Origin of the sequence: Actinokineospora iranica, from assembly GCF_900101685.1 — a bacterium.
GTDB lineage: Bacteria > Actinomycetota > Actinomycetes > Mycobacteriales > Pseudonocardiaceae > Actinokineospora > Actinokineospora iranica.
In genome coordinates this window covers 192856-207010 of the sequence record NZ_FMZZ01000010.1, presented here as the reverse complement: position 1 = coordinate 207010, position 14155 = coordinate 192856, and the positions used below count along the sequence as shown (strand labels likewise).

14 protein-coding genes are annotated in these 14155 nt (G+C 71.2%); 10 read left to right on the top strand and 4 right to left on the bottom strand.

Translation table 11 applies throughout. The features are described 5' to 3' along the window. The first annotated feature begins 364 nt into the window (after positions 1-364). Positions 365-1891, top strand: coding sequence for a hypothetical protein (locus BLS56_RS20745; RefSeq protein ID WP_139190866.1), 1527 nt, complete (start codon positions 365-367; stop codon positions 1889-1891). A gap of 159 nt (positions 1892-2050) precedes the next feature. After that, positions 2051-4360: an ATP-binding protein gene (locus BLS56_RS20740; RefSeq protein ID WP_091453523.1), complete on the top strand. Its 2310-nt coding sequence runs from the start codon at positions 2051-2053 to the stop codon at positions 4358-4360. On the opposite strand, the gene BLS56_RS20735 is transcribed toward BLS56_RS20740, so the two are convergent. Continuing rightward, complete coding sequence (locus BLS56_RS20735; protein ID WP_091453520.1) at positions 4343-4819, bottom strand: helix-turn-helix domain-containing protein; 477 nt, start codon at positions 4817-4819, stop codon at positions 4343-4345. The two genes, BLS56_RS20740 and BLS56_RS20735, sit on opposite strands and share 18 nt — an antisense overlap. A 299-nt stretch (positions 4820-5118) precedes the next feature. On the opposite strand from BLS56_RS20735, the gene BLS56_RS20730 reads away from it, so the two are divergent. From BLS56_RS20730 to BLS56_RS20715, 4 genes are all read left to right on the top strand, one after another. Continuing rightward, positions 5119-6030, top strand: a complete 912-nt coding sequence (locus BLS56_RS20730) for a hypothetical protein (RefSeq protein WP_139190864.1) — start codon at positions 5119-5121, stop codon at positions 6028-6030. Between the two features lie 541 nt (positions 6031-6571). Then, the gene (locus tag BLS56_RS20725) at positions 6572-7006 is read left to right on the top strand and encodes an SRPBCC domain-containing protein (RefSeq protein WP_091453514.1); all 435 of its coding nucleotides are present in this window, start codon (positions 6572-6574) and stop codon (positions 7004-7006) included. Then, complete coding sequence (locus BLS56_RS20720) at positions 6996-7331, top strand: ArsR/SmtB family transcription factor (RefSeq protein WP_091453512.1); 336 nt, start codon at positions 6996-6998, stop codon at positions 7329-7331. The genes BLS56_RS20725 and BLS56_RS20720 overlap by 11 nt, the downstream gene beginning before the upstream one ends. 34 nt (positions 7332-7365) lie before the next feature. Next, positions 7366-8160 carry a DUF899 domain-containing protein gene (locus BLS56_RS20715; RefSeq protein ID WP_091453510.1) on the top strand — a complete coding sequence of 265 codons (795 nt, stop codon included), beginning with the start codon at positions 7366-7368 and terminating at the stop codon, positions 8158-8160. 373 nt (positions 8161-8533) lie between these two features. Here the strand turns inward: BLS56_RS20715 and BLS56_RS20710 are convergent, their stop codons facing one another. Further along, complete coding sequence (locus BLS56_RS20710) at positions 8534-8965, bottom strand: PPOX class F420-dependent oxidoreductase (RefSeq protein WP_091453507.1); 432 nt, start codon at positions 8963-8965, stop codon at positions 8534-8536. Positions 8966-9017: 52 nt separating this feature from the next. Then, the gene (locus BLS56_RS20705) at positions 9018-9224 is read right to left on the bottom strand and encodes a hypothetical protein (RefSeq protein WP_091453506.1); all 207 of its coding nucleotides are present in this window, start codon (positions 9222-9224) and stop codon (positions 9018-9020) included. A gap of 261 nt (positions 9225-9485) precedes the next feature. Between BLS56_RS20705 and BLS56_RS31635 the strand changes: the two genes are divergently transcribed. After that, the gene (locus BLS56_RS31635) at positions 9486-9806 is read left to right on the top strand and encodes a hypothetical protein (protein WP_175482953.1); all 321 of its coding nucleotides are present in this window, start codon (positions 9486-9488) and stop codon (positions 9804-9806) included. Between the two features lie 28 nt (positions 9807-9834). On the opposite strand, the gene BLS56_RS20695 is transcribed toward BLS56_RS31635, so the two are convergent. Further along, positions 9835-10200, bottom strand: coding sequence for a VOC family protein (locus BLS56_RS20695; protein ID WP_091453503.1), 366 nt, complete (start codon positions 10198-10200; stop codon positions 9835-9837). Between the two features lie 105 nt (positions 10201-10305). Here BLS56_RS20695 and BLS56_RS20690 point away from each other — a divergent pair, with 105 nt between their 5' ends. From BLS56_RS20690 to BLS56_RS20680, 3 genes are read left to right on the top strand one after another with little or no spacing between them, the layout of a single operon-like run. Continuing rightward, positions 10306-10830: a 2Fe-2S iron-sulfur cluster-binding protein gene (locus BLS56_RS20690; RefSeq protein WP_091453501.1), complete on the top strand. Its 525-nt coding sequence runs from the start codon at positions 10306-10308 to the stop codon at positions 10828-10830. Further along, positions 10827-11819, top strand: a complete 993-nt coding sequence (locus BLS56_RS20685; RefSeq protein WP_091453498.1) for an FAD binding domain-containing protein — start codon at positions 10827-10829, stop codon at positions 11817-11819. Before BLS56_RS20690 ends, BLS56_RS20685 begins: the two co-directional genes overlap by 4 nt. Then, positions 11816-13894, top strand: coding sequence for a xanthine dehydrogenase family protein molybdopterin-binding subunit (locus BLS56_RS20680; protein ID WP_091453495.1), 2079 nt, complete (start codon positions 11816-11818; stop codon positions 13892-13894). Before BLS56_RS20685 ends, BLS56_RS20680 begins: the two co-directional genes overlap by 4 nt. Positions 13895-14155 lie beyond the last annotated feature (261 nt).

Below are 14155 nucleotides of genomic sequence, written 5' to 3'. Positions count from 1 at the left end.
GGCCGTTGCGCGGGCACGGGGAGACCTCGTTGCTACCGTGTCACGCGACCGCCGACAGCCGAGGGAACCGCATGTCCGAACCCAGTCTCACGCTCAGCGCCACGCAGGCGGCCAGAGGTCCGGCGGCCCAGGGTCGGCACCGGCACCCCCGGCGACCGAGCGTGCGGCCGCGTGACCCGCGCGTGTGATTGCCGAACCGAAGCCAGCCGTGGTAGTCGAGAATGTCGGGAACCGGGAACCGGGAACCGGGAACCGGGAACCGGGAACCGGGAACCGGGAACCGGGAACCGGGAACCGGGAACCGGGAACCGGGAACCGGGAACCGTGGCACACCATTCAGCCGCTCCGGCACGTCCTGATCGTGGTGCGCTCGCCCGCGGCGCTGGACCGGTTGGAGGACATCGCGCCGCTGCTTCTGCGCGACCGCAGGCTGGAGGTGTGGTTCACCATCGCCCCAGGGTCCCGCTTCTCCGGCGGGTTGAGCAAGCGGCTGAGCGACGCGGGCGCGCTCCTGCTGAGCTGGGAGAACGTGGACCAGCGCCGGTTCGACCTGATCGTCGCGGCCAGTGAGAACAGCGACTTCGCGCGGCTGCGCGGGCCGATCGTGCTCCTCCCCCACGGCGCCGGGTACCACCGCCACTCGCCGCACGACCGGCAGTGGCCATCCGGGCTGAGCAAGACCGCGTTGATCCAAAACGACCATGTGCTGCCGACCACGATCGTCGTCGCCGACGCCGACCAACTCGACGTGATGCGCTCGGTGGACCCGCGCCTGCCCGCCCACGCACTGGTGGCGGGCGACCCCTGTCTGGACCGCCTCCGCGCGTCCCGGCCGCACCGGGAACTCCACCGTCGCGCCTACCAGGCCGACGGCCGCCACCTGGTCCTGCTCTGCTCGACCTGGGGCCCGAACTCCCTGTACGGGCACCGCCCCGACTTCGCCGAACGACTCGTCACCCACCTGCCCGCCGACGAGTACCGGGTGGTCCTCACCCTGCACCCCAACATCTGGGAACTCCACGGCCCGCTCCAGGTGAACGCGTGGCTCCGGCCGGCGGTCACCGCGGGCCTCGTCGTCGTCCCCCCGACCAGGGACTGGCGCCCCGCCCTGCTCGCCGCGGACCTGGTCGTCTCCGACCACGGGTCGCTGACCTTCTACGCCGCAGCCCTGGGCCTGCCGACCCTCATCGCCGCGGACGGCGCCGACGAGGTCGTCGCCCACTCCCCCATGGCCGACCTCATCGCCCGCCTGCCCCGGCTCACCGACGCCGACCGGACGGAGATCGCCCGGGCGCTGCGCGCCCCCGACGCCACACCGCACCGGCCACCCACCCTGGACGTCCTCATCGGACACCTCTACAGCCTGCTGGGCCTGCCGGACGACTCGGACGCCCCTGTCCCACCGGCGGTGCCGGTCCCCGACACCGAGGTGCCCGCACCCCCGCACTTCCAGATCAAGGTGATCGCGGCGCGCAGGCATGGCGACAGCGCGGAGATCACCCTCGAGCGCACCACCGCCCGATGGCGGGCCGACGGCTCGTTCCTCACCGCCGCCGAGCACTGCGCCGACCTCGCTCTCCTCGAACGCGCGGGAGCGATTTACGCCGAGCACCCCCATGCCCGCGCCGACACCGCGGCCGCCCGCGCCAGGAACCTCCGCGAGACCTTCCCCGGCGCCCGCGTCGCGCTCGTGTCCATCGATGAGACCCGGGTCGCGGTCGCCGTCGACAACGGCACAAGCGTCGCGCGAACCACCGCGCCCGTCTCCGCCACGGCCGCGGCACTGCACTGGTGGTCGACCATCCCCCTGCCAGAGCGGCCGACCACCATCCACGTGCGCGCCGGAACGGTCACCGGGGTCGTGACGACCGACGCCGACCCGATGGCGTGACCGGAACCGCCCACCGGCCCGTGCGGGTCTCGGGCTCGTTCGACGGGTGGGAGGCCCGCCGGAGGTCGAGCGTCACCCGTTGCCTGCTTGATCTGTGACCGGGGTTACACTGGGTGACCCTCATCGAGTCGACGGGACGCGGTGGATTTGAGTACAGCGATGGTTGTCGAGGGAGACCCGGCGGGCAGGCCTGCCGAGGTCACCAGCTATATCGGTCGGCGGCATGAGATCGCCGAGGCCAGGAAGCTGCTGGAGACCGGCAGGCTGGTCACGCTTACCGGGCCGGGCGGGGTGGGCAAGACCCGGCTGGCGCACCGGATCGCGGCTGCGGTGGGGCGGCAGTTCCCGGACGGGGTGGCCTTCATCGAGTTGGCCGAGTTGCGCGACCCCGAACTGCTGGCGAACCTCGTCGCCGACAAGCTCGGGCTGCGGGACCAGTCGGCGCGGGCGGCCGCGGACACCGTCGCCGAGCACCTGCGCGAGCGCGCCATGCTGCTGGTGCTGGACAACTGCGAGCACCTGGTGGTCGCCTGCGCGCACCTGGCGGGCAGGCTGATCGCGTCGTGTCCGCGGCTGGTGATCGTGGCGACCAGTAGGCAGTCCCTCAGCGTCGACGGGGAGCACCTGCTGTGGGTGCCGCCGCTCGCGGTGCCGCGCGAGGTGGGCTCGCCCGCCGAGTTGGCGAACTACGAGTCGGTCCGGCTGTTCGTGGACCGGGCGACCGCGGTGCTGCCCTCGTTCGAGATCACCGAGGAGAACTGCGCCGACCTGGCCCAGCTGTGCGCGCGGCTGGAAGGGCTGCCACTGGCCATCGAGCTGGCCGCCGTGCGGTGCCGGTCGATGTCGGTGCGCCAGATAGCCGAGCGGCTGTCGCGGCGGCTCTCGCTGCTGACCATGGGCTCGCGCACCGCGCCCGAGCGCCAGCAGACGCTGCGCGCCACGATCGACTGGAGCTACTCGCTGTGCTCGCGCGGCGAGCAACTGGTGTGGGAGCGGGCTTCGGTGTTCTCCGGGAGCTTCGACCTGGCCGCGGCGGAGCACGTCTGCGGCGGGTCGGGAGTCGAGCGGGCGCAGGTGCTCGACCTGATCGACGGGCTGCTGGACAAATCCGTGCTGATCCGCGAAGAGCACCAAGGGATCGCGCGCTTCCGGATGCTGGAAACCCTGCGGGAATACGCCCAGGACCGCCTCGACCGCGGCGGCGAGAGGCTCCGGGTGTCGCGGCTGCACCGCGACTGGTACGCCGGTCTCATCGAGCGGTTCGAGGCCGAGTGGCTCAGCGCGCGGCAGGTGGACTGGGTGGACCGGTTGCGCCAGGACCACGCGAACCTGCGCGTGGCACTCGACTTCTGCGTCACCGACCCCGCCGACGCGGTGATCGGGCTGCGGATGGCCACCCGCCTGGACGACTACTGGGGCATCCGCGGCTTCCACACCGAGGCGCGGCTGTGGCTGGACCGGGCGCTGGCCGCGGCGGCGCCCGACGCGCCAGAACGCGCGGCGGCGCTGCGCATGTCGGGCTGGTTCGCGCTGCTGCAGGACGACGTCCAGGTCGGGGTGAGCAGGTTGGCTGAGGCGGGCGAGCTGCTCGCGGCCAGCGCCGACCCGGTCCAGGAGGCGTACCTGGCGCACGCCTGGGGCATGGCCGCGCTGTTCAGCGGCGATCTGGCCAAGGCGGCCGAGACGTTCGCCGAGGTGCTGTCCGCCTTCCGCGCGCACGGTGAGCTGCGCGGCGAGCTGTTCACCCTGTTCATCTACGGCTACACCCTCGGCGTCGGCGGCGACCCGGGCGCGGGACGGGCGATGCTCCGGGAAGCCGTCGACACCAGCTCGGCGACCGGGGAGACGTTCTGGCGGGCCTGGGCGCTGTGGGCCTTGGCCCAGATCGAGATCAGCGACGGCGACGTCGATGCGGCGGACCGGGCGGGCAAGGAGGCGCTGCGGCTGGAACGGACGTTCGGCAACCGCCTCGGCGAGGCGTTCAGCACCGACCTGCTCGCCTGGGTCGCGCAGCGGCAGGGCAGGCACGCGCGCGCCGCGATGCTCTTCGGCGCCGCGAGCGCGATCTGGACGATGATCGGCAGCTCGCCGAGCATGTCCTCGGAGTTCAAGCGGCCGCACGACGAGTACCTGAAGCTGAACCGGCAGGCGCTGGGCGAGCCCGCGTTCCAGAAGTCTTTCGCCGAGGGGCGGGCGCTGCCCAGCGACCTCGCGATGCACTACGCGCTGGAGGAGGACACCGCCGAGGCAGCGGTCGACTCCGAGCGGCTCGGCCCGCTGACCAAGCGCGAGTTCGAGATCGCCCAACTGGTCGCAGAGGGCCTGACCAACCGGGAGATCGCGGGCAGGCTCACCATCGCCCGGCGCACCGCCGAGTCGCACGTCGAGCACATCCTCACCAAGCTGGGGTTCACCACCCGCACCCAGATCGCCGCGTGGGTCGCGCGCGAATCAGTCGGCCCCAGGTGACTCCGGCTTGTGCCCGCCGGGTCTGTTGACACGGCGCGTCAGTTCTTTCGCGGGCGCTTTTCGTTCGGCGCCGGACGCGGCCGCGCTCAGGATTCGGCGGAACGTCGGGCATTCCAGGTGGCTCGGCGCGGGGCACGCCGCGGCGTGCCGCAGGCCGTCGCGCACGGCGGTCAGCTTGGCGATCGTGGCGTCGAGTTCGTCCGCCTTGGCCGCGAGCACTCCTCGGTCGATGCGCGGTCGCCCGTCCGGGGCGAACATGAGGGCGATCTCGTCAAGGGAGAAGCCAGCGGCGCGGCCGAGCGCGATCAGCGCCAGCCGCTCCAGCACGCTCGCGTCGAACACGCGCTTGAGGCCCCGCCTGCCGGTCGAGGCGATCAGGCCCTTGTCCTCGTAGTACCGCAGGGTGGAGGCGGGCGCGCCGGAGCGCAGCGCCACCTCGGTGATGTCCAGTTCCGCCATCGCCTGACCTCAAGTCGACTTGAACCGCAACGGTACGGCTTCCCTTTGGCCGCGGCAAACACCGCCCGTGCCGCGCCTACGTTGCGTGAGGCTCGGCGCTGGATCGGGGCCGATGCCGTCCCGGCGGAGTGGACTCGGCCGAATCCCGTTCCCCCGGCGTGCTTTCCCTTGGTTTGCTCATCGCTGCGGATCTCCTGTTCCGCGCCTTCGTGGGTGATCGAGAGTTCGAGAAGGGACCGAAGATGAAGTGCCACCGTGCGCCACGCCGTCATGTCGGCAGAACCGCGATCCTGGCGTCGATGAGTGCGGCGATGCTGCTGCTCTGCGCCCCGGCGCACGCCGCGCCGGACCGCGTCGACTTCGACGCCGGGACGGCGATGGGCATCCCGGAACCCACCGCGGTGCAAGGGTTCCTGCGGAACACGGTCCTGTGCCCGGAAGGCAAGTCCCCCTACGGCGGCGGCGCAGCGGTCGTCGGGGAGGGCACCCGCGACTTCAAAACCACCATCCAGGAAAGCTCCCCCGGCACGATCGGCGGCGGCGCGCGGACTTTGTGGCTGGCGTCGGTGCGCAACAACGACAGCGCCGCGCACACCGTCGGCGTCTTCGCCACCTGCGCCGACAAACTGGCGGGCTACCAGAAAGTGTCCAAGACGATCGCCATTCCCGCCGGTTCCGCCGAGCGCACGACGGTGATCTGCCCGTCCGGCAAGGTCGCCCTCGGCGGCGGCGCCGCGGTCGTCGGCGAAGGCACCCGCGACTTCAAAACCACCATCCAGGAAACCACCCCCGGCACAGTCGGCGGCGGCGCCTACTCCCTCTGGGGAGTGTCGATCCGCAACGACGACAACGCATCCCACACCGTCGGGTTCACCGTTGTCTGCGCCGATCCCCCCGCGGGCTACGAACTCGTCCGCCGCGACCTCACCGTCCCCGCAGGCGGCTTCCTCCGCGACATCGTGCGGTGCCCGTCCGGCAAGGTCGCCCTCGGCGGCGGCGCGGCGGTAGTCGGCGAAGGCAGCCAGGACTTCAAGACCGCCATCCAGGAAACCGCCCCCGGCACGGTCGGCGCCAACGACCAGTCGGTCTGGCTGACCGCCCTCCGCAACGGCGATGCCAAGTCCCACCAGATCGGCCTGTTCGCCGCCTGCACCAACCCGCCCTCCGGCTACCACCGCGCCCGCCAGGACTACAGCGTCCCAGGCGTTTAAAACCGCGCGAGAAGCAGCGATTTTCGGTGTGCTCGGCCTGGTGACCAGGCCGAGCACACTGGCGTGTCCATTGGTCAGCCAGGAGAGAGCGCTGCCGCTCATGCGATAAACGGGACAAGTTAGCCGCGGTCCACTATGGACTGTAAGAGATCGGCCATCCCAACAGCTTTCCGGGCGATGGCCAATGATCCTTGCGGTGGCCATTCGGGCAGTCGGATATGGCCTTCCGCCGTCCGGGGCGGCGTTGCCGGGTGGAGTGGTGGGAGGAAGTGCTTCTCCCTTCTCCACTACGGCCCAGGTTCTGATCAGGAATCAGGCGGGGCTTCCCGTGCTCACCGTGAGCGCCGACCAGGGGTCGCTGGTGCTGGGGGTGGCCGGGACCCGGGGGCGAGATCATCCGCGCAGGTCGACGCGGAGCCCGCGAAGGTGATGATCACCGTGGGCCGGCAGGTGTCCCGCACACCGTCCTGACAGCCATTGACGCAACTAGATGGTTGCCATACTGTGGCAACCATCCAGTTGCTACTCAGTGGAGGCTGTCATGGGATTCCCCGATCGCATCGAACGGACCGTCGAACTCGCCCACCCGCCGGAAAAGGTGTGGTCGGCCATCACCACCGCCGAGGGCCTGGGGACCTGGTTCGGCAACGAGGCGGGCATCGACCTGCGCCCGGGCGGGGCGGCCTGGATGCGGTGGACCGACGGACCCACGGTCGCGCTGCGGGTGGAACGGGTGGAGGAGCCCGCGGTGTTCGGGTTCACCTGGCCCGTTCAAGGCCTGCCCGAGGACGACCCGCGGCGCACATATGTCGAGTTCACCCTCGAACCGGTCGACGCGGGCACCCGGCTGACCGTGGTCGAGACCGGTTTCGCCCAACTCCCGGACGACACCCACCGGACGGAGTACGACGCGCACGTCCAGGGGTGGGCGAGCGAGGTGGGCGAGCAACTGGTCGACTACCTCGATGCCGCCTGACACCGAGGCCGTCGCCGAACAGGTCTTCACCGCCTTGGCCGACCCCAGCCGACGCGCCATCCTGGCGGCCTTGGCCACAACGGGCCCAGCCACGGCGACGGACCTGGCCGACCACCTGCCCATCTCCCGACAGGCCATCGCCAAGCACCTGGCCCTGCTGTCCGAGGCGGGCTTGGTGACCGCCGAGCCCGGCGAACGCCGCCGCGTCCGGTACCGCCTGCGCTCGGCCCCCATGCGGGTGGCACAGCAGTTCCTGGCCGCCCTGGCCCGCGACTGGGACGGCCCCCTCGACGCGTTGAAGAACCACCTTGACCTATCCGACTGACCGTCATCCCTCTAGCTTCGAAGGCGAACTCACCATGCGAACTCCCCCGATCGTCACTCTCCCGGAATGGGAAGCGGCCCGCGAGCGCCTGCTCGTGCGGGAAAAGGAAATGACCCGAGCCCGAGACGCGCTGGCCGCGGAACGCAGGCGAATGCCCTGGCTGCCGGTGGAGAAGGACTACTCTTTCGAGACCCGCAACGGCGAAGCGACCCTGCTGGACCTGTTCGAGGGCCGCCGCCAGCTCATCGTCTACCGCGCCTTCTTCGAGCCCGGCGTCTTCGGCTGGCCCGACCACGCCTGCCGAGGCTGTTCCCTGGTGGCGGACCAGGTGGCCCACCCCGCCCACCTCAACGCCCGGGACACCACCCTGGCCTTCGTCTCCCGCGCCCCCCAGTCGGACATCGAGCGCCTCAAAACCCGCATGTCCTGGCCAGTCATCCCCTGGCACACCATCACCGACGACTTCGACAAAGACTTCAACGTCGACGAATGGCACGGCACCAACGCCTTCATCCGAGACGGAAACCAGATTTACCGCACCTACTTCATCAACAACCGTGGCGACGAGGCAATGGGCAGCACCTGGAGCTACCTGGACATCACCGCCCTGGGCCGCCAAGAAGAATGGGAAGACTCCCCCCAGGACTACCCCCAAACCCGCCCCTACGAATGGTGGAACTGGCACGACGAATACAGCGACGCAGAGGTATCGGAAGGCTGGCTGGCCAAAATCGCCGAATCCGGTGCGATCACCCCCGCCTCTCAGCCCACCCCCGACAAGGACAAGAAGGACGACGCAGGACAGCCAGGGTGCCGCTGCTCTGACTGACCCCCGCGAGGTGGGGCAACACCGCTAGGAGGACAACCGCCCCAAAGCCGTACCCAGCCTGCCCTGCCAGGTGCCAACTGCTCGATGGAGCGAACCAGCGCACCTGCCTTCCTGTCAGGCCGAACACACGCCTGCCAGGTGCGAGATGGGGTCGAGCAGCGAACCTGAGCATCTGCCAGGCCAGCAGGCACCCGCCCAGTGCTCGATGGGGTGGAGTGGTTTCTTCGGGGGTGAAGGAAGATCCCTGAACTCGCCGTGGTCGTGGGGCCGAAGGCTCCCCACCCGTCTTTCCCCGCGACGGGATCTTCCTTCGCAGGGGCCCCGAAGAAACCACTCCACCCCATCGAGCAACCCCACCCAACCCAAGATCAGATCAGCGAAGATCAGCCCCATACACGTTCTCAACAGCGATGGAGATCAACACCCGCCGATCGGACACCATCACCGCCCGATACTCATCCCAGTCGGGATGCTCCCCAGCGGCAGCACGGTAATAGTCCACCAAAGCCTGAACCTCAGGCCCATGAGGATCAACCCCAGGACCGACGAGAGTGACCGTCCCCTCCGCCGTAGCCCAAGCCATGCCATCAGCACTGGTCACCTCCAGTGCCGCCCGAGGATCACGCCGAAGGTTCGCGACCTTCGCGGTCCGGTCGGTGGTCGACACCCGGATGACACCAGCAGCCCGGTCATAAGCGGGCTGGACAGGGGAAAGCTGCGGCCGCCCATCGGACTTGATCGTCGCGAGGACGCCGATGCTGCTCTGCGCGAGCAGCGCGTGCGGGTCGAACAGCGTGTCTGTCATGTCAGCACCAACGCCGTTCGACACCGGGTATTCCCCTACAAAGGCATGTCCGTCAGGTCGGGTTACGGGCGCTGAACACGGCGAAGCTGGGGTTGCGCAGCAGCAGGTCCCAGAAGCCCGGGGGGCGGTCGTCCTGGGGCGCCACGGTTTTGTGGCGGGTCAGGTCGAGCAGGCCCGCGCGGGTGAGTGCGTCCTCGAAGACGGTGCCCGCCCAGAAGTACGAGGTGAACTCGAACGGGGGATCGCCGAGGACGCCCACCGACCCCGCCTGCCGCGGGCCGGGGGGCCGACGCGGTGGATGTCGTAGCCGTAGGGCCGGTAGCCCGCGAGCAGGTCCCAGTCGACGTCGGGGTTGGCCACCAGCACCACCACGGCGCCGCCGGGGGCGGTGTTCGCGCGCACGTTGGCCACCATCCGGTCCTCGCGCCCGAGCCGTCCCCCGCACTCTGGTCGGCGCCGCCGCCGGGCTAATGATCATGATGACGGTCTGGATCGGCGCGGCCTCGCAGGCTGGGCGGGCGTGGGCGGGTCGGCGGTGTTCTGGCTGATGCTGCTGCCTGCCTCCGAGCCAAGCCCGCGTTCGGCGGGTGTTCGCGGGCGGGCTGTGGGTTTCGGCCACCTGACCACGGCCGTGCTCGGGCTGCTGGCCTGGATGCCGCTGGTCACCGTGTGGGGTCCGTGGCCGCTCGCCCGGGTGTGGCTCCCGCTGACCGGCCGCCTGCCCTGGCCGGTCATGGCGTTCCTGGCCGACACGCACCGCCGGGGCGTGCTCAGGCAGGCGGGCGGGGTCTACCGGGTCCGGCACGCGCGGCTGCGCGACCACCTCACGGCGCCGCGGTAGCCGCGGCGCGGGCAGCGGGCCGACGCGGTCAGTCGATGTTGAAGATCAGGCAGAACGGGTGTCCGGCCGGGTCGAGGAAGACGCGGAAGTCGGTTTCCTCGTGCGGTTCGGTCACCCGGGTCGCGCCGAGTGCCAGCACTTCGCGTTCGGCCGCGTCGATGTCCTCGACGTGCAGGTCTATGTGAACCTGTTGGGAGCCCGCGGGGTCGGGGAAGCGGGGCGGGGTGTGGTCCGGGGCCAACTGGAACGCCAGCCGCCTGCCCTCGCCGTCGACCACGACGACCCAGGCTCCGTCGTCCTCGGTCACCTCGCCGCCCACGAGCGCGGCGTAGAAGTCCGCGAGCCGCCGGGGCTCGCGGGTGTCGAGGACGATGTTGCGGAGTTTTCCGATCATGTCGAGGAGATTACCCGCCACGGTGGTGGTAAACCGTGGTGAGCGAGGTGACGGAACGGGCGGATTCCGGTTCACTGGTGGAGATCGGCTATCTGAGGGGAATCCATGAGTTGGACCAACTCCAGCACCATAAAGCTTCGGGTGAACGGAGAAAACCGGGTCATCACGATCGACAACCGCACCACCCTGCTCGACGCCCTGCGGGACCGCCTGGACCTGACCGGCGCCAAGAAAGGGTGCGACCACGGACAGTGCGGCGCCTGCACGGTGCTGGTCGACGGCAGGCGGGTCAATTCCTGTCTCCGGCTCGCCGTCGCCTCGGAAGGGGCGTCGGTCACCACGATCGAGGGATTGGCCGACGGCGAGGACCTGCATCCGATGCAGCAGGCGTTTCTCGATTTCGACGCCTACCAGTGCGGCTATTGCACCCCTGGGCAGATCTGCGCGGCGGTGGCGGTGCTGGACGAGCACGCCGCGGGCTGGCCGAGCGCGGTCACCGACGACCTCTCCCCCGAGGTCCCCGTCGCGTTGGCCGAGCCCGAGATCCGCGAGCGGATGAGCGGAAACCTGTGCCGCTGCGGCACTTACGGCGCCATCGTGCGCGCGGTGTCGACCGTGGCGGCGCGGTGAAGGAGTTCGGCTACCACCGCGCGTCCACAGTGGACGACGCGGTCGCGCTGCTCGACCGGGAGCCCGGCGCCCGCGTCCTGGGCGGCGGAACGAACCTGGTCGACCTGATGAAGTCCGGCGTCGAGGAGCCCAGCCTGCTTGTCGACGTGCGCGAGTTGCCGCTGGACCTGATCGAGCCGACCGGGAACGGCGGGCTGCGGATCGGGGCGACGGTCGCCAACAGCGACCTGGCCGCGCACCCGGAAGTCCGCCGCCGCTGGCCCGCGCTGGCGCAGGCCCTGCTGGCGGGCGCGTCCGGGCAGGTGCGGAACATGGCCACGGTCGGCGGGAACCTGCTCCAGCGCACCCGCTGCGCGTACTTCGCCAACCCGGCGATGCCGTGCAACAAACGGGTTCCGGGCAGCGGGTGCGCCGCGCGCGGCGGGGAGCACCGCAACCACGCCGTCCTCGGCTGGTCCGAGCACTGCGTGGCCACCCACCCCTCGGACATGGCGGTCGCGCTCACCGCGTTCGACGCCGTGGTGACCGTCGCGACGCCCGCCGGGGAGACCGACATCCCGCTGTCCGACTTCTACCTCCCGGTCGGGCGGACCCCGCACCGGGAGACCGTCCTGCCCGCCGCGGCGCTGATCACCGCGGTCACGCTGCCCGGACTGCCGGTGGCGGCCCGGTCGCGGTACCGGAAGGTGCGGGAACGGGCGTCGTTCGCGTTCGCCATCGGGTCGGTGGCCGCCGCGGTGGAGATCGCCGACGGTCAGGTGCGCGACGCGCGGCTCGCCTTCGGCGCGGTCGCCTCGCGGCCGTGGCGTGCCCGGTCGGCCGAGCGGGCGCTGATCGGCTCGCCAGCCGTTCCCGAGACATTCGCCGCGGCGGCCGACGCTGAGCTGTCCGCGGCGAAAACGTTGCCGGACAACGGATACAAGGTCGCGCTGATCCGCGAGCTCACGGTCGCGACGCTGTCGGAACTCACGAGGGAGACGAGCCGATGATCCGGGTGGAAGGCCGCGCGAAGGTCACCGGGGCCGCCCGCTACGCCGCGGACGCCGCCGCGCGGGGCCACGCGCACGGCGCGCTGGTGCCCGCCACGATCGCCCGCGGCCGGGTCGTGTCCATCGATGACGACGCCGCCCTGGCGCTGCCCGGCGTCCTCGCCGTGCTGCACCACGGCAACGCGCCGCGCCTGGCCGAGGTGGCGGGCAGGCTGGGGCCGGACGCGTCGACGCGGGTGCTCCAGTCCGACCGGGTGCCGCACACGGGCTGGCCGGTGGCGCTGGTCGTCGCGGAGACCGCCGAGCAGGCGCGCGCCGCGGCCGACGCGCTGGTGGTGACCTACGCGCGAGAGCAGCACGACGTCGCGTTCACCGCCGACCACCCCGGCCACTACACCCCCGAGCGGGTGTTCCCGTACGAGCCCGCGGTGACCGTCGTCGGCGACGTGGACGCCGAACTGGCCGCCGCGCCGGTCGTCGTCGACGAGACCTACACGACGCCCGCGGAGCACCACGCCCCGATGGAGCCGCACGCGGCCACCGCGCACTGGCGCGACGGCCGCCTGGACGTGGTGGACTCGAACCAGGGCGCGTTCGTCATCGCGGGGGACCTGGCCGGGCTCTTCGCGCTGGACCCGGCGGCGGTGCGGGTGCGCGCCGAGCACGTCGGCGGCGGGTTCGGCGGCAAGGCGGTCACCGGCGCGCACGTGCTGCTCGCGGTGCTGGCCACACTGCGGCTCGGCCGTCCGGTGCGGGTCGTGCTCGACCGCGCGCAGGTCTTCGCGCTCACCGGCTACCGGCCCGCGACCGTGCAGCGGCTCCGGCTCGGCGCCGACCCGGACGGGCGGCTGCGCGCCGTGGACCACGACAGCGCGACGGCCACCTCCACCCTGCACGAGTACGTCGAGGGGACCGGGGCGGGCACGCGCGTGCTCTACGCGGCCGACGCGCTGCGGATCAGCCACCGGGTAACGCGGCTCGACGTTCCGACACCGCGCATGATGCGCGCGCCGGGGAAGGCGCCCGGCTCGTTCGCGCTGGAGTCCGCGATGGACGAACTCGCGCACCGGTGCGGTGTGGACCCGGTCGCGCTGCGGCTGCGCAACGAACCGGCGGCGGGACCGGTCACCGGGTGGCCGTTCAGCAGCCGCAACCTGGCGGCGTGCTTCACCGAGGGCACCCGGCGGTTCGGCTGGGACGGCCGCGACCCGCGGCCCGGCGTGCGCCGCGACGGGCGGTGGCTGGTGGGCACCGGGACAGCGGCCGCGGTGTTCCCCGCGTTGTCCGTCCCGGCGACGGCAGCGGCGACCGCCGAGGCCGACGGCACGGTGACCATCCGGGTCGGCGCGACCGACCTGGGCACCGGGGCGCGCACCGCGCTCACCCTGCTCGCCGCCGAGGCGCTGGGCCTGCCGGTCGACCGGGTCCGCGTGCTCATCGGCGACAGCGACTTCGGGCGAGCGCCGCTCGCGGGCGGCTCGTGGGGCACGAGTTCGTGGGGGGCGGCGGTCGTCAAGGCCGCGACCCGGCTGCGGGAGACGCTGGCCGAGCCGATCCCAGCCGGAGGCATCACCGTCGTCGGCGACACCGCGGCCGATCTCGGGGCGCCCGCCGAGCGGCACCGACTGGCCTTCGGCGCGCAGTTCGCCGAAGCGGCGGTGGATGTCGCCACCGGCGAGGTGCGGGTGCGGCGGCTGCTCGGCGTCTTCGCCGTCGGCCGGGTGGTCAACCCGACCGCGGCCCGCGGCCAACTCGTCGGGGGGATGACGATGGGGCTTTCCCAGGCGCTGCACGAGGAAGCGCTCTGGGACCGGACACTCGGCACGCAGGTCAACGCCGACCTGGCGGGCTACCACATCGCCACGAACGCCGACGTGCCGGTGATCGAGGCAGACTGGGTGGATGATCCGGACCCCGAGATGCCCGGCGGGATCAAGGGGCTGGGCGAGATCGGGATCGTCGGCACCGCTGCGGCCATCGCCAACGCGGTCTGGCACGCGACCGGCGTCCGCCACCGGCACCTGCCGATCCGGCCGGACCGAGTGCTGCTGGCCAAGCCGAATGAACTGGTTTGAGCCCGGCCGAGTCCTCTGTAGACAGGGCTGAGTAAGTGGCTCGCTGTGGGGTCTGCTCGATGGGGTGGAGTGGTTTCTTCGGGGCCCCTACGAAGGAAGATCCCGTCGCGGGGAAAGACAGGTGGGGAGCCTCCGGCCCCACGACCACGGCAAGTTCAGGGATCTTCCTTCACCCCCAAAGAAACCACTCCACCACGTCGAGCACCTGGCAGGGTCGGTGCGGCCTGGCAGATGCTCGGGTGTGCTGCTTGACCCCATCGA

Coding starts and splice junctions, on each gene's coding strand:
- BLS56_RS20740 (WP_091453523.1), top strand. CDS start 2,051: ATGGTTGTCGAGGGAGACCCGGCGGGCAGGCCTGCCGAGGTCACCAGC.
- BLS56_RS20735 (WP_091453520.1), bottom strand. CDS start 4,819: ATGGCGGAACTGGACATCACCGAGGTGGCGCTGCGCTCCGGCGCGCCC.
- BLS56_RS20730 (WP_139190864.1), top strand. CDS start 5,119: ATGAGTGCGGCGATGCTGCTGCTCTGCGCCCCGGCGCACGCCGCGCCG.
- BLS56_RS20725 (WP_091453514.1), top strand. CDS start 6,572: ATGGGATTCCCCGATCGCATCGAACGGACCGTCGAACTCGCCCACCCG.
- BLS56_RS20720 (WP_091453512.1), top strand. CDS start 6,996: ATGCCGCCTGACACCGAGGCCGTCGCCGAACAGGTCTTCACCGCCTTG.
- BLS56_RS20715 (WP_091453510.1), top strand. CDS start 7,366: ATGCGAACTCCCCCGATCGTCACTCTCCCGGAATGGGAAGCGGCCCGC.
- BLS56_RS20710 (WP_091453507.1), bottom strand. CDS start 8,965: ATGACAGACACGCTGTTCGACCCGCACGCGCTGCTCGCGCAGAGCAGC.
- BLS56_RS20695 (WP_091453503.1), bottom strand. CDS start 10,200: ATGATCGGAAAACTCCGCAACATCGTCCTCGACACCCGCGAGCCCCGG.
- BLS56_RS20690 (WP_091453501.1), top strand. CDS start 10,306: ATGAGTTGGACCAACTCCAGCACCATAAAGCTTCGGGTGAACGGAGAA.
- BLS56_RS20680 (WP_091453495.1), top strand. CDS start 11,816: ATGATCCGGGTGGAAGGCCGCGCGAAGGTCACCGGGGCCGCCCGCTAC.